Source organism: Mesorhizobium sp. B2-4-7, assembly GCF_006442685.1.
Lineage (GTDB): Bacteria > Pseudomonadota > Alphaproteobacteria > Rhizobiales > Rhizobiaceae > Mesorhizobium.
Map to the genome: position 1 here is coordinate 1,098,164 of NZ_VFVH01000001.1, position 18,187 is coordinate 1,116,350.

The window sequence follows — 18,187 nt, forward strand, 5'->3', positions numbered from 1 at the left end:
CGACAGGCACAAGGACTTGATCGATCTCGTTGCCGGAAACCTCATCGGCGCGGAAAGAGAACCTCGCCCATTCCAAGCACCGCGTTGTCGCCGCCATATTTATGTGGTGCGCTCCCCAGCAGCGGCCGTTTCAAAATGCCTTCGGCGATCAGATGGCGATCGATGACGGTGGCAAAAACGCTCTCGGGCGCGCCACACTCGACGAAGCTCGGCGACAGATGTCCTGGCGCGCGATCAAGAAGGATCGAACCGCGACGCATCAGGTAGCCGGGCATTTCACCGATGCCACCGGCTACCACCAGCGTGCCCGCGATCATGCGGCTGCCGGCATAGTCGCCCGAGCCTTTCAGCACCGAGATCAGACCGCGCCGCATCCGGTCCGCGGCGAAGGCGCCCGCCCTGCCCCTGACGATCAGCACGCCGCCATTCATGCCGGCCAGTTCGCCGACGAGCGGCGCACCAAGGTGATCGCCGGCATTGCCTATTATCTCCAGCCTGCCGCCGCGCATGCCAGAGCCGGCGTGCGGCCCCGCATTGCCTTCGATCGTCAGCTTGCCGCTGCGCATGGCGCGCCCGGCCTGCGCGCCAGTATTGCCGATCACGCGAACCGATCCACCTCCCATGCCTTGCGCCACCCGGTCGAGGCGCGCGCTTCCTCCTTCGAACACGATGCTTAGCGGATCGCTGCCGGCGAGGCGAAAAATGTCGCCCACCTTCGATCCGTGCTTCGACATGCCGATCCGGATTTTTTCGATATCCCGTCTTTCGCTCCCAGCAAGCCGCTCCGGCGTCAGCGGCGACAGGTCGAGGCGCTCAGGCGGTTCGGCAACAAGAGTGAAGGTCAGCGCCTTCATGGCAACATATCCTTCAGCGAATAGATGAACTTACCGAGCTTGCCGCCGTAATTGCCGGCGCCGATGCGAACCGCGCCTTTCTTCGGTCCGATCTGGATGACGGCCTTGATGCCGGCCTTCATCGCCGCGGCAACGGCATCATTGGTCTCACCATCAATGACGATTTCCAGGACGGCGTTGATGTCGGGGCCGAGCTCACTCGCAACCACACCGCGCAGTGTCGGCGCGTAGGCTTCGTTGGCCGAGGCGATCATGCCCTTGTATTTGCCACCTATCTTGGAACCCGAACGGGCGATGCCGCCCGGGAACGGCACGATGGCACCGGGCACCATTCCGATCGCGGCGACCGCGGCCTCGGCCGCGACCAATGCGTTGGCGCTGCTTTCGGCCATGACAAAGAAATTGCCGCCGCCGACGGCTTCCTTCGTCAGTCCGGTTGTTGCCTCGCAGAGGAATTCACCATCCATGACGGGAATGCGCCAGAAATGCCTGTCGCCGATCTTCTTGGAGATTTGCCAGCCGTCGCCGAAATAACGCAGTGCCGAACCGAGCTTGAGCTTAGCGCTGCCCTCCAGCCCGGCAAAGCAGGCGGAGCCCGGCGAAGTCAAAACACACTGCCCGACGCGATTGAGCAGTTGCTTCTGCAATTCATCGGTTCCCATCGCGAAGATCATCACGCGGCAGCCGGGCCGGCCATCCGGGGTGGCTGACGGCGGCAGGTCGGCATCGATTGCCGCTTCGCAGCCGCAACCGATTACCGAGGTGGCGAAGCCGGTCATCGTGATCGCCGCCTGCCGTGCCCATTTCCGGTTCGGCGCGGTGATGATGATGGCGGTTGCCCGCATCCCAAAGGCTTCGGCAAAAGTATCGTCGATCGTTACGCCATTTACGCTCACGTTCGGCATGGCACCTCGCCGAATGGCTGTTCACGCGCAATCGCGGAATCCGGGAAATTGAACCAATCTAAGGACAGGCCGTAGCGCTGCTGGTGATAGTCCTCCAGACGCCGCACCATCGCCTTGTCCACAGGTGGATTAAGCCTGAGGGCCTTGCCCCAGCGGTAATGGATGATCTCCCCGTCCTGCACGACGAGATCGCCATCCTTGAAAACATATGCCGCCTGTCCGAGCATTTTCGCGATACTTTCGTTCCTGCGATAGACAGCAATATCGGCTATCGCGCCGGCGCCGAGATGGCCTCGATCCGTCAACCCAAGCAGCGTGGCCGGCGCTGCGCGCGTCATGATGGCTATTTCCTCGAACGTGTATTCGCGATCGATTGCGGACAGGGTAGAGTGCGCTAAGGCGGATCGTGAAAGTCCAGCGGCCATTTCGGTGCGTGCTTCCCGCCTCATCAGCAGCTCGAACAGAGCCGGATAAGCGGTAAAGGGTGCACCGTTGGGGTGATCGGTGGTGAAGAACACACGCCAGGGATCGTCGATCAGGAGAAAAAGCTCGAGCCCGATCGCCCACTGCATCGTGCCATAAAAGTCCTTGCCATAGCTGTAGGGCACGATGCCGCCGCCATTGCCATCCCCGTCATGAATGACGGTCTTTTTCGGATGTGCGCTGCCCCGCGCCGAGAACTGCCGCATGACGTCGGAGGAGACCGTGACCGTCTGACCGAACATCACCTGACCGATATCGATGGTGACTTCCGGCGTCGTGTTGACCAGTTCGGCAAGCCGCGCGGCAGCGGAGGAAAATCTTCGCTTTCCTTCCGTGCCATAGCCATAGAACTGGAGGTGGGCAAGGTGCAGCGGCTGCCCATCCGCCGCCGCAATCGTCGCGGCCGCCGTGTCCGCAGATCCGGGAATGCCCAGATTGTTGCAATGGACATGCAAAGGATGCGGCAGGCCAAGATTGTCGACGGCGGCCTGCAGCGTCTTGACGATGTTGCGCGAGCTGACGCCGTAGGAAGGCACCACATCGTCCAGCGCGAACGTGCGTGCGTTTTCCTTGAAGGCGGCCGCTGCACCGGCGTTGATCACCTTGACCCCGAGCGCTCGCGTCGAGGCGACCGTCCAGGCGACATAGTCCTCGATCATTTGAGGTGTGGCGGCGTCACGGATCATTGACAGCAGGAAGTCGTCGTTGCCGAGAATGGCGAGCGTCGCCTTGTCGATGATCGGGATGTCGGCCAGCTCGAGATGGGTGTGGAGTGCAGATCCCGGCGACATCGCCGGTTCGACGACCGTCGTGAAGCCCATCTTGGCGTAGAGACAGCCGGTCTGGAAGGTCGACCAGCCGGCATTGGAGAGCGGCGTGGTCGCCGGTCGGGCCCGATGGGCGGCATGCTGTTCGGGCAAGAGAAGCCGCGCGGTATTCACGTTACCGCCGCCAATGTGGGAGTGGATGTCGATGGCGCCCGCCATCACGATGCAGCCGGCGGCTTCGATGGTCCGGTCGGCCACCCCCTCAGCCGGCGCCGCGACGATCTTGCCGTCCTTGATCCACAGGTCGCCCTTGCCGAGACGGCTGTTGACGGGGTCGACGATGTCGCCGTTGGCAATTTTCGTCAGCATGGCAATGCCTCGGCGAAAACCCGACTGGCGACCAGGCGAATGATCGTCGCGGCGGAGGGCAATTTCGAAGCAGCGCGGGTATCAGTCGACTTCAGCGAGCCGGTACGGCTGGAATAGACAACCGCATCGTGATCGACTCCAGCTTCGCCAATGGCGATGGTGACCGCGGCGCCTGTGACCGGCTCTTCCGTTTTAGCCAGCGCAATCAGTGCCATGCGTCCTCTTTTTCTCGGGAGTTGGGCAACCGTGGCGGAGATCCGCAGGTGCAGGTCGGCTTCGCCGGCGGCGATCATGCGCGCCACATCGTAACGCCAGGGATCGAATTCCGGGAAGCCCCGCGCAAAGCCCGTGCGCAATGGAAAACCTGTCATCCAGGTCGAGGCGAGCACGCTTCCCCACCCGTTTTCGCTCGCGGGCAGATGAAGACCAGATGCACGTGATTTGCGATTGAGATCGGCGATCAGCCCCTGCAGCATCTCCAACGCCAACCCATCGGTGGCGTGGCCTGAAAACAGGAACACGGGAAAGTGCGCAGCCGCCAGAGCCTTGGCGAAATCGTTGAAGTTCGACACCGGTCGCGATGTTTGCCGCCCCTTGTACTGCGCCCTCAGCGCCGCCAGCGTGGCGCCGAGGCTAGCCTGGCCACAGGAAAGGAGCGTTGCCTTGCGCCCGTTTTTCAACGGCGGCGCGGACACCCCGTTCGATCCCACCAGGAAGAACTCGCGCTCAATCCCGGTCGAGAGATCGGGCCTGGTCGAGAGATCGGGAACCGTGCCAGCGAGTTCGGCAACAAGATCATGATGGATTTGTGCGAGTTCGCCCACGATCACCACGATATCGGCACGCCGGCGCGTCTCCCCAGGGGCGACGGTCATCGCGCCCCTGTCGGTAAAAAGCAGGGTCTCTCGGGCAAGTGCCGCGCCGTCGGTGTGATCGTATGCCGCGCCAAGCCGCTCGGCCAGCGCGATCGCCGCCCTCGTGCCGTGTATGTCCGTATCAAAGCTGAAAACCGGGCACCGGCTTGACGATAACAGCGACGCGGCATGCGCAGCCGCGCGCTCGACCAGCGCTTCCCGGTTGCCTATCCAAGCAACCGCCATTCGCTACACTACTTTCTGGTGCCGGCCCGATCCTAGACGAAACTGGATTGGCCGTGAACCCCGCTTGCCAGCAGATTAACGAATGTTTTCATACGCTATCAACAAACTCCGACCGCGCTTAATCATATTTGATGTAAGCGAAGCGTTGATCGGTCGCCGGAGTTCCCTCCAGCGCTCCGCCTTCCTTGGCCGGCTGCCACTGGACAACGTCCTCGATCTTTCTCGCCAACTCGAAGTCCTTCTCGGTGATACCCTTCGCCGCGTGATTCATCAGGCGTACCTCGACCCAGGCATAGGAAGCGGTGATATCGGGATGGTGCCACGCCGCCTCGGCGAGATGGCCAACCGCGTTGATGACCATCAGCGTCGACTTCCAGCTGTGGGTCTTGTATTTGCGCCGGATCCAGCCGTTTTCGTAGCGCCATTTCGGCAGCTCTTTCTCAAGCCGGTCGGCAATCTCGGCATCCGAATAGACCTTCTCCTTGACCGTTTCGCTCATCTCGACCTCCCCGAATTGCTCGGTCCGTCAACACGACAGGCCAAGCAGAAACATGAATGCACTCTCTTTGGCTTGCTCCCTCGACGAAAACAGTTATCATCGTGTCGGGCACCTAAACTTCCATGATGCATCCATGATGCACCCATCGGGGGGCAGATGTCGAATTTTGTTACCGTACGAGTGCCCGCTCGCCTTCACCTTGGCTTCCTCGATCTCAATGGCGATGCCGGACGTCGCTTTGGCAGCGTTGGGCTTCCGTTGAGTGAACCCGAAACCGTTGTCACCCTGTCGCGGTCCGGCGAGACCATAGTCGAAGGTTCCGAGAGCGTTCGCGCCGGTGAGCACTTGTCGACGCTCTGCAGGCATCTCGGCATTCGCGGCCAGCACCATTTGGTGATCGAACAGTCGATCCCGAGTCACGCCGGCCTTGGGTCCGGCACGCAGATCGCCCTTGCCGTCGCCTCTGCATTGCGAACGCTCCACAACCTGCCTCTCGATGTCGCCGGCGACGCGACCCTGCTCGAACGAGGCGGCCGATCTGGAATCGGCATCGCAAGTTTCGAAGACGGCGGCGTGATTGTCGACGCGGGCAAGGACGAGCGTGGCGGACCGCCTCCGGTCGTGGCGCGGCTGCCGTTTCCCGAAGAATGGCGCGTCATCCTCATCCTCGACCATGCCGGGCATGGACTGCATGGCGAGGCAGAGGTCGCGGCGTTCCGTTCACTGCCACCCTTCCCGACGGCGGGCAGCGGCGAGATCTGCCGGAGGGTACTGATGGGTATCATGCCGGCCTTGGTCGAGCGCGATCTTGCGGCATTCGGCGCTGCCGTCACCGCGATACAGATGCTGATTGGCAGCCATTTCGCTCCGGCGCAGGGCGGTGTGTTCACCTCAAAGCGGGTCGAGATGGTCGCTCACCGTCTCAATAAAGCGGGCGCCGTCGGGATCGGCCAGAGTTCCTGGGGACCCACAGGGTTTGCCTTCGCGCCGTCGCATGACGCCGCGCTCAAATTCGTCGGCGCGGTTCAGAAGACAGCCGTTGAAGACGGCCTCCAGATCAAGATCGTCAAGGGCAGGAACTCCGGCGCGAAGATCAGTTCGACCGGACTCGGTCTCGTCGGCAGCTGACGCTTCAGATTCCAAGCAGAAAGGCGAGAAATGGCCCGCAAACATATCCTGCATATGCTGACGCCGTTGAAGCACATGAGCCCGTTCGACGTGAACATGGCGCTCGACGCTGGCTTCGACAGCGTGGTCCCCTATGTCGATGTCGACCTTGGTGAGGTGACAGGCCTGGTTCAGGACGCGATCTTTTCGCGCCCGCCGGATGCGGGTGTCGATACCGGCATCTTTATCGCCGGGAAGGATGCTTCGTTGGCGCTCGACATGTTCGATGCCGCGAAGAAGGCGATGGTGCCGCCTTTCCAGGTTTCGGTATTTGCCGACCCGGCCGGCTCGTTCACCACGGCCGCGGCGATGGTGGCCAAGGTCGAAAAAGCGTTGGAGAAGAAATTCGAGCGCGGGCTGAAGGACACGAGGGTGGCTGTTTTCGGCGCCACCGGCGTGGTTGGCTTCTGCACCGCCGTCATCGCGGCAAGGGAGGGCGCCCGCGTCACGCTTGTCGGCCATGACGGCATCGAAAGGGTGAAACAGATCGCTGCCGAGATCAAAAGCCGATTCAAGATCGGTGTCGATGCGGCTGACGGATCGAGCGATGCCCGGAAAGCCGATCTGGTCGAAGCAAGTGAGGTCATATTGGCTTGTGCGAAAGCCGGCGTCCAGGTGGTTTCAAAGGCCCAGTTGAGAGGAAGCGGCTTGCTTATCGCCGCCGACGTCAACGCGGTCCCGCCCGCAGGCATCGAAGGATTGGCCGTCAATGCCAATGGCGACCCGCTAGAAGCGGCAAAGGTCGTCGGGATTGGCCCGCTTGCCATCGGCAACGTCAAATATAAGGTCGAGTCTGGCCTTTTCAAAAGAATGATCGAATCCGAAAAAACGATCGCGCTCGATTTCCAGGAAGCGTTTTCCCTTGCACGCGAGATTGCCAAATAGCGCCAGATCTCTGCTGATCGCGGCGATTTCAGGCCGGGCATTGGCCATGGCTGCGCGGCGTGCGGGCTACCGTCCGTTGGTCGCTGATTTCTTCTGCGATACCGATACGGTTGCGCTGGCAGAACGAACGACCAAGCTGCCGGGTAACCTACAGGACGGCATCGACGGCGAGCGCATCATCGAGACGCTTCGGGACCTGGTCGGCGAAGACCAGCCGGTCGCCGTCGTCCTGGGCTCGGGTTTTGAGCGGATGACGGAGACTGTCGACGCCGTCGCTCGCCATTTTCCGCTTGCCGGCAATCGCGGCGCGGCGATCAGCAGGATCAAGGACCCGCAATTGCTGGCCGCGGATTGTGCCGAACTCGGCATCCCACATCCGGAATTCCGGTGGGATCGACCGCCTGAGCCAGACAGCTGGGTGGCCAAGACCGTGGGCGGCGCCGGGGGTGGGCATATCAGACAGGCGGCCGGAGAAAGCCAGACCACCGGCCGCTATTTCCAGCGTTTCGTCGCCGGACGCAGCGTCTCGGCCCTCTTCGTCGGCGACGGCCAGGCCGCGCGCATCGTCGGCTTCAGCCAACAATGGACTTCCCCCGTCTCCACGGCGCCCTACCGCTATGGCGGGGCCGTGCGGCTGAGACGCTTCGACCGCAGGCAGGCGGCGGTCATCGGCGGCTGGCTTTCAGCCCTGACGCGCCGTGCCGGCCTGGTTGGATTGTGCAGCGCCGATCTCATTCGCGGATCGGATGGCTACAAGCTCATCGAGATCAATCCGCGGCCAGGCGCCACGCTGGACATTTTTGACGAGGCCGACGCGCCGCTGATCGAAGCACATCTGCGAGCTGCAACCGGCGGAACTTACCGTTTGCCACGCTTCGTCGATTCGATGGCTTCAATGGTGACCTACGCCGCGACGCCAATCGCGCGGTTTCCGTCGATTGCGTGGCCCGAATGGACCGCTGACCATCAGTCGCCCGGCACCCCTCTGATTGCCGGCGACCCCGTCTGCACCGTCTTCGCGCGCGGTCCGAACGCCGATTTGACCAGGCGGCTCATCAAGGGGCAAGCCCGCCGGTTGCAACTCCAATGGGAAGGAGACCGGACATGAAAGACGGTTCGGCATTCCTGAACGACAATGCACAGCGCATCGCTGACGGCATGATCAGCGACGCCGAACGGCTGCGGATCGCCGCTTCCAAGGGAATCTTGGGCGAGCTCCTTATCGATGTCGGCGCCAAGGCGCCCGGCAGCGTCGAGGCCGGGCTGCGCATGGCGGAGGCGGCGATGGGCGGTCTCGGCAGCGTTTCGGTGTTCATGGACCGCACGGAGCGGAAATGGCCGTTCACCGTCGAGGTGCGCTCGTCGCAGCCCGTACTGGCCTGCCTAGGCAGTCAATATGCGGGCTGGAACCTGTCTGCCCAGGACTATTTCGCCATGGGATCGGGACCGGCGCGGGCACTCGCCCGCGTCGAACCCCTGTTCGACGCGCTTTCCTATCGAGACACCGCATCGTCCGCCGTGCTTATCCTGGAGACTGCCAAACCGCCTCCCCCAGCAATCGTCGAGAAAGTGAGCAAGGCAACCGGACTGGCAACCGACAAGCTCACCTTCCTCTACGCGCCGACGCAAAGCCTTGCCGGCAGCCTGCAGATCGTTGCGCGCGCGCTCGAGGTTGCCCTGCACAAGGCCAACGATCTCAAATTTCCGCTGGAGAACGTTGTCGACGGCATCGGAGCGGCGCCAATCCCCGCCCCCCACCCGGATTTCCTGACCGCCATGGGCAGAACGAACGATGCCATCATCTATGGCGGCAGCGTCCAGCTCTTCGTAAAAGGGTCGGCAAAAGAGGCCAGCAACCTCGCGGAGAAACTTCCGAGCCGCGCCTCACGGGACTACGGTCAACCCTTTGCCGAGATCTTCAAGCGGTTCAAGGGGGATTTCTATGCCATCGATCCACTGTTGTTCAGCCCGGCCGAAGTGATCGTGACGGCGATCGAAACCGGCGATACGTTTCGCGCTGGCCGGCGTGATCCAAAGATGCTCGAACGGAGCCTCGGTTAGCATGGCGGCACAAAGAGACCCGTCCGTCATCCGCCACATCCGAGGCACCACATGATCCCTCGCATCCTGATCGTCAGCGACAATTCGGACACCGGCTCAAGTGGCCTCGCGGCAAGGCTTGGTCGACGGGGCGCTATTGTTGCAACCGTGCCGCTGGCGGCGATCGCGTTCGACACCGGCAGCCCGGGCGGACTTTCGATCCCCGGTTTCGGCGGTGCGCTGCCCGATGCCGTGCTCGTCCGTTCGATCGCCGCAGGATCGTTCGAAGCGATCACCCGGCGCCTCGGGGTACTGCACGCGCTGAGCCGGCTGTCGGTTCCCGTGTGGAATTCGGCGCAGGCGGTCGAACGCTGCGTCGACAAGTCGATGACGACTTTCCTCTTGAAAAATGCTGGCCTGCCAACGCCACCGACATTCGCCGTCGAAGGACTTGCCGCCGCCAAGGAGATCGCGGCGCAGGAGCTTCGGGAGGGACCGCTGGTGCTGAAACCATTGTTCGGGGCGCAAGGCCGCGGGATAAGGCTGATCCGTACGCTCTCCGACCTTCCCGCCGCAGACGAGGTGAACAGCGTCTACTATCTCCAGCACTATGTGTCGCGCGCCGGCCCGCCCTTCCGGGATTTCCGCGTTTTTGTCTGCGCCGGCGAAACAGTCGCGATGATGAGCCGCAGCAGCGACGACTGGATCACGAACGTCAACCGGGGTGGCGTGCCGGAGCCGGTTTCGGGACCTGGCAAGGCTGAGCTGGCATCGCTGGCTGTCGCCGCGTCAGCCGCCGTCGGCGCGGATTTCGCCGGCGTGGACATCGTGCGAGCCGACGATGGCAGCTTGTTCGTACTCGAGGTGAACAGCATGCCCGCCTGGTCAGGACTGCAATCGGTGGTCGCTGTGAACATCGCCGAAGCGATCGCCGATGCCCTGCTGAAATTCCTGGCCGACCGCACCGAAGCGACCGCCGCGCCGCGGCCCTTCCGTTTCACCGCGCCGGCGAATTCGTAACGGAGCGGCAGGATGGCGTTATCGCGTGAACGCCTCCGGGCTAGCTACAAGGATGCCTGCCGGATGGAGATCGAAGCTCTGAAGCCGGGCAACGTCCACCTGTTCGCCGACGGACACGGCATGTCCGCCGCCCAGTTCATGATGAGTGCCGAGGTTTCGTCCGAGCCGCTGACCGATCCTCGCCTCTCGGTCGGGCAGCGCATGCTGGAGGCGGTGCGTGCGACACGCCTGGCGGTAGCAACCAACACCAATCTCGGCATCGTCCTCCTGGCGGGGCCTCTGATAGGCGCCGCCGAAATGAGGAGTGGCAGCTTGCAGGACAATCTCGACTCGCTGCTGCGCGCGTTGAGCATGGACGATACCAGGGCAGTGTTCGAGGCGATCGCCATGGCAGCGCCAGGCGGCCTGGGAGATGCCGCGAATGATGTGCGGCAGGAGCCGAAGGTTCATCTCTTGGAAGCAATGCGGGAGGCTGCCGACCGCGATATGATCGCCCGCCAGTATGACACCTGTTTCGGCGACGTGTTCGGGGTAGGGCTGGCCGCGCTGGTAGGGGCGCTAGCTCGCGGAGAAAGCGGCATGTGGCCGACCGTGTTCGCCTATATGGCGTTTCTCGCAGGCTTCCCCGACAGTCACGTGGTGCGCAATCACGGAATTGAAGTCGCAAATCAGGCGCGACAGGACGCTCTTTCCGTTCAGGCGACGCTCCATGCCAACGGCGACGAGCCCTCACGCATTCGCCTGCTCATGGAGTTCGACCGCCGGCTGAAGGCGGACAAAGTAAACCCCGGCACCTCGGCCGATCTGACCGTGGCTACTCTTTTAGTCCACACTCTAGGCACTCGCTTGCATAATCGCGGCGTTGGTGCTTGACTTCCAAAAGCGGGAGCTGTGCTTCCGCGGCTATCTAGCCAACCGGTCCGGGCAATCCGGGCGCTGCCAACAAGGATAGCTGTCCATCGAGCGCCTGCTCGGTTGCAGCGTCCGTGGACATCATAATTGTGTCTTGGAGGAAATTGGCATGGCAAAAATCTCGAAGGTAATGGTCGGTGAATCGCTGGTCGGGGACGGCAACGAAGTCGCGCATGTCGACCTGCTCATCGGGCCGCGAGGGAGCGCAGTCGAAACGGCATTTTGCAACGCGCTTACCAACAACAAGGACGGTTTTACCTCGCTTTTGGCGGTGATCGCGCCCAATCTTCAATGCAAGCCCAATACGGTGATGTTCAACAAGGTCACGATCAAGGGCGCCAAGCAGGCTGTACAGATGTTCGGCCCGGCGCAGCACGCCGTTGCAAAGGCAGTGCAGGACAGCGTCGCGGACGGGACAATTCCGGCAAACGAAGCGGACGACGTGTTCATTTGCGTTGGCGTATTCATCCATTGGGACGCGGCCGACGACGCCAAGATCCAGAAATACAACTACGAGGCGACAAAGGAGGCCATCCAGCGCGCTATCGCAGGAACCCCGACCGCCGCCGAAGCCACCGCTCAGCGCGACAACGTCAAGCATCCGTTCGCGGCCTAGACAAGAGACAGCCCCGCACAGGAAAAGCCATCTTCCGAAACGGATGGTCTGTTGCGCCGGCTGAAAAGGGTTCTGGGCTTTTGAAGCGACACTCCCGAAGGGCGCCCGCCTTTCGGGGGTGAGGAGCAACTGTGATCAGGCGCCGAGCGACGCCAGGTGACTAGGTGTGAGCGTGGCGTTGTGCAGTGAGGTTGCGACCAGCGCTGCGGCGATGCCCATCGCTGACAATGCGTGGATATCGTTGTCATCGCGGACGCCGCCGGCCGCGATGACCGCGCGACTTCCCGCCTTGGCCTTGACCTCCTCCAGCCGCCTGAAGTCCGGGCCGGCGGCCGCACCGACTTTGGCCAGCGTCATGACGATCACCTTTTGCGGCCAAAGCTCGGGCTCAGCGAGAAGAGAACGCGGTCCGCAAAAATCATCGCCAAGGAAGTCAAGGGACAGGATGAGATCGGGATGATCGCGAAAATGCCGGAGCAGCACATCGTCCTGCTGCGATTCGGAGCCCAACACCGGGTAAACCGAATGTTCAGCGAGCGCCGCCAGAAGCGTTTTCCTGTCTGCTACGCCGGCATCGACCCAGAGCTCAGGCGGCTGCGTCATCGCCCTCAGCCGGGCAAGTGCGTCGCTGTTTGGAGTACCGCCTCCAATGGCATCCAGATCGGCGATGTAGAAGGTCGAAAAGGGATGAAGCGTGCGCAACCCTTCGGCGACGGCGAGGACATCGGAACTTCGGCTGAGCGGCGTAATGATCGGCCGGTAGCGATCGCGTTTTCCTTGCTGGGCGCGAACCACCTCGCCGCCTTTCAAGTCGAGAACCGGAATGATGCGCAACGCTTTTCTCGCCAACCAACTGCTGTCATGAAAGCTTGAAGTGTGGAAAAAAGAAAGAGCATCATTGCGGGCTTCGACATTGGCGGCGCGCATCTGAAGGTGACGCGCGCGCAAGGCGGCCGCATCGTCGGCGCGGTAACGATCGCCACGCCGCTTTGGCAAGGGTTGCATAGCCTGACCTCGGCCCTCGACGAAACAGCCCCGATCTATGCGGAAGCCGATCTCAACGCGTTCACCATGACGGGCGAACTATCGGACATCTTTGCGTCCCGCGATATCGGCGTGACGACGCTGCTGGGTCAGATTTCCAATCGTTTTCCCACAGGCGAAAAGCTGATCTATGCCGGATCATCCGGCTTTGTCGAGGTCGAGCAGGCAGCGCGGCTGAGCACTGATGTCGCCTCCGCCAACTGGCACGCGACAGCCTCTTTGGTGGCAAAACTGGCCGGCGATGCCCTGTTTGTCGATATGGGCTCCACCACCACCGACATTATCGCCATAAAGGACGGCGCCGTCGTCAATGAGGGCTACACCGATGCCGGACGGCTTCTGACTGGTGAATTGGTCTATACCGGTTTCACCAGGACATTCCTGTTCGGTGTAGCCTCGTCTGCTCCGGTCCATCGAAGGCTGACGCCATTGATGAACGAGTATTTCGCCTCGATCGCCGACGCGCACCGGATCCTGGGCGTGCTCGATGAGGAGGACGACATGCACCCTTCCGCCGACGGCAAGGAAAAGACCGTCCACGGCTCAATCGCGCGACTGGCGCGCATGGTCGGGCGCGACGCCGCTGAACTTTCGCCGCCGGAATGGGGTGAAGTCGCACGCTGGTTCAGCGAGCAGCAATTGCGGAAAATCCACGACGCAGCATCCCTGGTTGCCTGGGGTCTTGCTCAAGATGTTCCGATCGTCGGCGCCGGAACGGGCCGCTGGCAGATCAGGCGGCTGGCCGAGCGCATGGAACGTCGCTTTGTCGATTTCGCCGACATCGTCCCCGCCCATAACGCTGTTCGCGGCGAGGCCAGCCGCGCTGCACCAGCATCGGCGGTGGCGCTGCTGGCTGGATATCGATCACAAGCAGCGTAGCGGCGCTCGCGTCACGCTCACGCGTCCTCGCTGCTGGACCCTTTGACGACTAGGTGATCATTGACACGCTGCATCAGCCAACCCCAGGCTTCCCTTTCGTCAGCGCCGGCTGTCTTTTCGATAGAGATCGAAAGATACGCGATCTCGGCCTCGATCTTGTCGCGGGGTAGCATGCCGAGCCGGCTGACCAGGATGGCCAGTTCCAGAACAGCCGCCTTGGCACGGTTAAGGCCGGTGAAAGGCGCATGCATTTCCTCTCGAACCACGCGGCAGAAATGGCGAGGGCGCACGCCATCATCGTCAACGCTCTCGACTTCGAGAACCGAATGCGCCAGCGCAGTCGCCAACCGGGGAACCAGAAAATTTTCAACGGGAACGGTCGGCCAGTCCTTGCGCCCGGTCAGGCATCCAGCGAAGACGCGCACGTCGTCGGTGTAGTTGGCGATGGCGAACGGCACCGCCGCCAGATTGTCGAGCGTAACCGAGGGACGAAACGGTGCGATGACCCAGCCGTCTTTTTCGGAGATTATGCCGATCGGCGCGATATGGACCTTTCCTGTCTTGTCGACAGTGGTGATGATTGTCTCGCGAATGTAAGGCACCTAGCCCTCCTTCTTCGCGCGAAGCGTTTCGCCCGGTTCGGCAAGACGGGTACGGTCGGTTTCGGGAGCCGGTGCGGCAACGCCCCATGCGAGCGGCTCGTCCTGAACATAGCGCTTGCCGAGGCGCCACGCGATCTCGGCCTTCGTCAGTTCCGCGCCCAGATAGAAAGCATGCGCACCATCGGTCTCCACGCCAAGTCCGGCGAAGAATTCGAACGCATCCGTGGCAACCGCGTGCCCTTTGCCGTTGAAAATATGAATGCCGTCCTCCGCTGCCGCGATACGGTAGTTGGCGTCGCGCACCTCGGCCGCCAATCCAGCGATATCATCGGTCGAGGCCGTGAAGGGCTTGCGATCGTGGATCTGCAGCAAGCCTGGGTGATAGCTACGCGGCAGTGCACCGTCATTGCGGGCGGCGAACATGATGCGACGGGCAATGTCGTGCTCCTCGATCGTCCGCACCGTGTGAGGGCTGACATGTACGGCTAGCACGTTTCGAATCCCGAGTTCCGAGCAGAGCCCCGTTAGAACGGCCGTAACGCCAGAACTGTCGGCGTCGGTAAGTTCGGTGAGATTGCCGGTGCCCATCAGCAATTCGATCTTCGGCCAGCGGCGGCGCGCCTCGATGAAGCGGCCGAGCGATTGGGCGAAGCCGAAGTGGATCGGATCCAACACGGGATCGGCGATAAAGGAAATGCCAGCCCTTTGCGCCGCATCGATAGCGCGGCCAAGCGAATCCAGATCGCCGGGGGCGGACGGGATCAACACTGCCGTAGCCCCATGGCCGAACACTAACGGCAGCGTGTTCTCGTCGAGGCTGAGAAGATAGTCCGCACCGGCGCGTGCACCGATCGACAGTTCGTCCGCGCTGGCCGAATCGACGCTGACCTGAAATCCTTGTGCCTTGAGCTCGCGCACAGCCTCCGACAGCAACGGAAATGGCGTTTCAGGCAGGCAGCCAAGATCGATGACATCGGCGCCGGCCGCAGCTAGCGTCCCCGCCCGCAGCGTGAGCGCTTCGATCGACAGCATTGGCGCATCGACGATCTCGGCGAAGATGCGCATATCGTGACGCGTAAGATCCGGCGGCTCGCCGACACGGCCGAGAAAGGCCGGCAGGTCCGCGATCTCGTCAGGACCGCGCGCAAAGGGCACGCCGAAATGGTTCGACAATTGCTCGATATCGCCGCGATAGCGCCCTGGCAGGATAAAGCGGTCAACGGCGTTGGGCGCGATGAGACGCCGCTTTATGATGTCTTCGGTCATCAGTGCGGCGACCTTGACACCTATGTCGACCACCTCCCACGAAAACTCCGTCTCGCCCAGACCGGATAGCAGCTTTTCCAACCGTGCCCTGGCCAGATGTCCCGTGAGAAAGACCAGCCGCTCAGCCATGGCCGGACAGCTCGGCCCGGCGTTGCTGAACCGCCGCGTTGAGGTCCGCGAGCGACTCGACGACCTGGGTTCGTTCGAACCCCTTCAGCCGCTCGGTGTTTTCCAGGTCAATCCTGCGCGGATAGACTTTGACCAGGCCATGCGGCGCCATGGTTTCGAGTTCGGGTGCGGTGTCGCAGGCAAAGACGATGATCGGCACGCGGCACTTTCCGGCTTGCGCAAAGACGTTGGTGGCAAGCGTATCGGATATACCCCAGACGCATTTGGCAACCGTGTTGGACGAGGCAGGCGCCACCACGACCGTGTGGTAGACGCCGTGGTAAAATTCGCCGACGGGAATGGCGCTCGCCGTCTTGTCGTGCAGCACGCGCGTCGTCTCCGGAAAATCGAGTTTGAGCTTGTACATGCGCAGCACTTCATTGGCGGCTTTCGACACGAAGACATCGCAATGTTCGAGTTGGCGAACAAGTGCGAAGCTCTCCGTGAAAAAATGCCCGGACCCCGTCAAAACCCACGCCCAGCGCGGCACGTGCAGCTTCACCATCGGCTATCCTGCCTTCTTTGCCGAGCGGGTCGAAGCCACAATCCCGATGCCGGGCAGCTTGCCCGATGCGAGTAGCGCGCCCGCCTCGGCGGCATCCTTCGGACCGGCGAGACGGAAATCGATGCCGTCGGGCAGCATGGCGGCAAAGCCTGGGTCGACAATGCCCCTGGCCTTCAGGCTGTCAGGGGTATCGTTGTCGAAGAATGCATCGGTCTGCTTGATAAGCAACAGCGCGTTCGCGCCAAGCTTCCCGCCAAGCCAGGCAGCCAGGGAATCGGAGGTAATGTCCCAAGAGGCCGGAAGGTCCGGTGCCGGCAACGCAAGTGACGACGGCAGCCACACCGGAACCTTGCCTTCGTCCAATGCTCGCACAATCTCCTCCAGCGATCGTGCCGGCGTCAGTCTTTCGTCCCGATCGAGGATGATTTGGCCGAACTGCTCCATGGCGAGGATCGCCATGGCATGTGCGGCGGTGTCGGAAAAATCCATGCGGGTCTGCGTCTCGCGCACCTGATCGGCAAACAGGCCGCCGCCGGGCACGATGACGATCGGTAACCTGGAACCCGCCAGCGCCGCGATCCAGCTCGTCATTTCCGCCGCATGGGCAGTGCTGCCGCCAAGCTTGACGACGGCCCGCCCGAGGACGTCGGAGCCTTGCTGGCGCGGCCGGGAAACACTGCCTCTGTCTTTTCGGCCGGCAGAGCCGGAGGCGACACCGCGTCCTGCCGATTGGCGCTTGCGTTCGATCTCGACGCCGACACCGCCAGGCCCGAGCTCGAGTTTTTCCACCCTTACCGTGACGCGCACGACGCGCTGGTTCTCCAGAACGTGCGCCGCCACTTGCTCGGCCAAAGCCTCGCTGAGCTGAATGTGCCCCCGCGCGACGATGGTGCGAATGCCATCCATGATGATGTCATAGGAGAACACATGGCGCATGTCCTCGGGATGGTCGGTGACTTGCAGCACGTCGGCGATCACATCAAAGCGCACCTTTTGAGTATGACCATGCTCGAAGCTGTAGGCACCGATCTGGACCGGCAGAACAAAATCCCGCACGAAAATCCTGTCCGTGCCCAGTGTCGGATCGGTGCCCGGCGAATAGCCTCTCGCTGCCAACAGGCGATAGTCGATGCTCGATTTACCGCCCGTCCCAGGCTCTGCCGGGACCAATTCGCGAATCTGCGAGACCGCCTCGGCGCTGATTGAACCCGCGCGGTCGGCATGGCCACACAGCGCGCCGCGAAAGCCGAGGAAATCGGGAGCGAAAGGCAATAGACGTGGAATATCCGGGGCTTCGAGCGATCCGCTCAGGCCAACCATCAGACCGAGCGACTTGGCTCGATCGACGAATCCCGGAATCCGCTCCGGTGGCAAATGGTCGAGCAGCCGGCCCTTTCCCTTCTGCGCGGTATCAACCATCACGCCGCGGAAGCGGTGCCTGCCGAATACCGGCAGGAGCTCGAAGTCCGGCGCCAGATCGGCAAAGAGCACAGCGATCAACTTCGTTCGCGCGGCCAGCGGTTCGAGCGCCTCCGCGCAGGCAGGGATGTGAGCCGATGGGAAAAACCCGATCTTGACATAATCGACGCCGGTCGCCGCGATCTCTTCAGCCTTGGCGCGGATCGTTTCGGGTTCCATCGGCAGGTCGCCGCAGACCGCGCTGACCGGAGCCCGACCAGCGATGAACGAAATCGTTCGGCGGATGGTTTCCGTGGGTACCGCGCCCAACGCTCCCGCCTTCGGATCCTTCAGATCGACGATGTCGGCGCCGCTCGAAAGAACGATCTCCGCCTCTTCGATGCCGGTGACGCTGGCCAGCATTCTGGTCATTTGAACAGTTTCTCCAGTTTGGAGGACAAGATTTCGTCCGCTCGATTCTCACGCACGTCGCGGATGACATAGCTGCGAACGACCTCGAAATCGAAGATGGCAATCTTTTCAGCCGCCATGGCATGTTTGTCAAAAAGACAGCGAGCCAGGGCAGACGCGAAAAGTCGTCCGATAGGGTTTGATAAATTTTGCGGGTCGGCTAAGTTGACCATGGGCACCTGGACTTGGCGCTGCTCCGACAACCGTCGGACCTCAGCGCAAGAATGGGTAATTACT

19 protein-coding genes are annotated in these 18,187 nt (G+C 62.2%); 8 read left to right on the forward strand and 11 right to left on the reverse strand.

The genetic code is table 11. The features are described from left to right. Window positions 1–41 precede the first annotated feature (41 nt). The 5 genes from FJ946_RS05425 to FJ946_RS05445 form a co-directional block, all read right to left on the reverse strand. A complete protein-coding gene (locus FJ946_RS05425) occupies window positions 42–854 on the reverse strand; it encodes a formylmethanofuran dehydrogenase subunit C (RefSeq protein WP_140566637.1) in 813 nt (270 codons plus the stop codon). Further along, on the reverse strand, window positions 851–1,759 hold the full coding sequence (fhcD, locus tag FJ946_RS05430; protein WP_140515165.1) for a formylmethanofuran--tetrahydromethanopterin N-formyltransferase: 909 nt from the start codon (window positions 1,757–1,759) through the stop codon (window positions 851–853). Before fhcD ends, FJ946_RS05425 begins: the two co-directional genes overlap by 4 nt. Further along, window positions 1,747–3,378 carry a formylmethanofuran dehydrogenase subunit A gene (locus FJ946_RS05435; protein WP_140566634.1) on the reverse strand — a complete coding sequence of 544 codons (1,632 nt, stop codon included), beginning with the start codon at window positions 3,376–3,378 and terminating at the stop codon, window positions 1,747–1,749. The genes fhcD and FJ946_RS05435 overlap by 13 nt, the downstream gene beginning before the upstream one ends. Then, window positions 3,372–4,478: a tungsten formylmethanofuran dehydrogenase gene (locus FJ946_RS05440; protein ID WP_140566631.1), complete on the reverse strand. Its 1,107-nt coding sequence runs from the start codon at window positions 4,476–4,478 to the stop codon at window positions 3,372–3,374. The genes FJ946_RS05435 and FJ946_RS05440 overlap by 7 nt, the downstream gene beginning before the upstream one ends. A 118-nt stretch (window positions 4,479–4,596) precedes the next feature. Beyond that, window positions 4,597–4,977, reverse strand: a complete 381-nt coding sequence (locus FJ946_RS05445) for a 4a-hydroxytetrahydrobiopterin dehydratase (protein WP_140566628.1) — start codon at window positions 4,975–4,977, stop codon at window positions 4,597–4,599. Between the two features lie 156 nt (window positions 4,978–5,133). Between FJ946_RS05445 and FJ946_RS05450 the strand changes: the two genes are divergently transcribed. The 7 genes from FJ946_RS05450 to fae all read left to right on the forward strand — a co-directional run bounded on the left by FJ946_RS05450 (window position 5,134) and on the right by fae (window position 11,617). Beyond that, entirely contained in the window at window positions 5,134–6,105 is a 972-nt protein-coding gene (locus FJ946_RS05450) for a beta-ribofuranosylaminobenzene 5'-phosphate synthase family protein (RefSeq protein WP_140524695.1), read from the forward strand. A gap of 30 nt (window positions 6,106–6,135) precedes the next feature. Beyond that, complete coding sequence (locus FJ946_RS05455; protein ID WP_140566625.1) at window positions 6,136–7,029, forward strand: NAD(P)-dependent methylenetetrahydromethanopterin dehydrogenase; 894 nt, start codon at window positions 6,136–6,138, stop codon at window positions 7,027–7,029. 46 nt (window positions 7,030–7,075) lie between these two features. Then, a complete protein-coding gene (locus FJ946_RS05460) occupies window positions 7,076–8,137 on the forward strand; it encodes an ATP-grasp domain-containing protein (protein ID WP_224519076.1) in 1,062 nt (353 codons plus the stop codon). Further along, on the forward strand, window positions 8,134–9,090 hold the full coding sequence (mch, locus tag FJ946_RS05465) for a methenyltetrahydromethanopterin cyclohydrolase (protein ID WP_140566622.1): 957 nt from the start codon (window positions 8,134–8,136) through the stop codon (window positions 9,088–9,090). The genes FJ946_RS05460 and mch overlap by 4 nt, the downstream gene beginning before the upstream one ends. Before the next feature lie 51 nt (window positions 9,091–9,141). Continuing rightward, entirely contained in the window at window positions 9,142–10,089 is a 948-nt protein-coding gene (locus FJ946_RS05470) for a RimK family alpha-L-glutamate ligase (RefSeq protein WP_140515160.1), read from the forward strand. 12 nt (window positions 10,090–10,101) lie between these two features. Further along, window positions 10,102–10,962 (forward strand): triphosphoribosyl-dephospho-CoA synthase, encoded by an 861-nt coding sequence (locus FJ946_RS05475; protein ID WP_140524697.1) that lies wholly within the window; start codon window positions 10,102–10,104, stop codon window positions 10,960–10,962. 148 nt (window positions 10,963–11,110) lie between these two features. Further along, complete coding sequence (fae, locus tag FJ946_RS05480) at window positions 11,111–11,617, forward strand: formaldehyde-activating enzyme (RefSeq protein WP_140498176.1); 507 nt, start codon at window positions 11,111–11,113, stop codon at window positions 11,615–11,617. A gap of 135 nt (window positions 11,618–11,752) precedes the next feature. Here fae and FJ946_RS05485 read toward each other — a convergent pair whose 3' ends face one another. After that, window positions 11,753–12,544 (reverse strand): HisA/HisF-related TIM barrel protein, encoded by a 792-nt coding sequence (locus tag FJ946_RS05485; protein ID WP_140566620.1) that lies wholly within the window; start codon window positions 12,542–12,544, stop codon window positions 11,753–11,755. Between FJ946_RS05485 and FJ946_RS05490 the strand changes: the two genes are divergently transcribed. After that, window positions 12,494–13,540, forward strand: coding sequence for a hydantoinase/oxoprolinase family protein (locus tag FJ946_RS05490; protein WP_140566617.1), 1,047 nt, complete (start codon window positions 12,494–12,496; stop codon window positions 13,538–13,540). The genes FJ946_RS05485 and FJ946_RS05490 overlap by 51 nt on opposite strands. 17 nt (window positions 13,541–13,557) lie before the next feature. Here the strand turns inward: FJ946_RS05490 and FJ946_RS05495 are convergent, their stop codons facing one another. Genes FJ946_RS05495 through FJ946_RS05515 form a run of 5 tightly spaced genes read right to left on the reverse strand, consistent with a single transcriptional unit; the run spans window position 13,558 to window position 18,153 of the window. Next, complete coding sequence (locus tag FJ946_RS05495; protein ID WP_140566614.1) at window positions 13,558–14,142, reverse strand: DUF447 domain-containing protein; 585 nt, start codon at window positions 14,140–14,142, stop codon at window positions 13,558–13,560. Then, window positions 14,143–15,537, reverse strand: coding sequence for a DUF6513 domain-containing protein (locus FJ946_RS05500; protein ID WP_140566611.1), 1,395 nt, complete (start codon window positions 15,535–15,537; stop codon window positions 14,143–14,145). It abuts the gene before it with no gap. Continuing rightward, window positions 15,530–16,081 (reverse strand): flavoprotein, encoded by a 552-nt coding sequence (locus FJ946_RS05505; protein WP_140515154.1) that lies wholly within the window; start codon window positions 16,079–16,081, stop codon window positions 15,530–15,532. Before FJ946_RS05505 ends, FJ946_RS05500 begins: the two co-directional genes overlap by 8 nt. Window positions 16,082–16,084: 3 nt before the next feature. Next, window positions 16,085–17,911 (reverse strand): (5-formylfuran-3-yl)methyl phosphate synthase, encoded by a 1,827-nt coding sequence (locus FJ946_RS31060; protein ID WP_140566608.1) that lies wholly within the window; start codon window positions 17,909–17,911, stop codon window positions 16,085–16,087. Next, window positions 17,908–18,153 carry a hypothetical protein gene (locus tag FJ946_RS05515; RefSeq protein ID WP_140515152.1) on the reverse strand — a complete coding sequence of 82 codons (246 nt, stop codon included), beginning with the start codon at window positions 18,151–18,153 and terminating at the stop codon, window positions 17,908–17,910. Before FJ946_RS05515 ends, FJ946_RS31060 begins: the two co-directional genes overlap by 4 nt. Window positions 18,154–18,187: the final 34 nt, after the last annotated feature.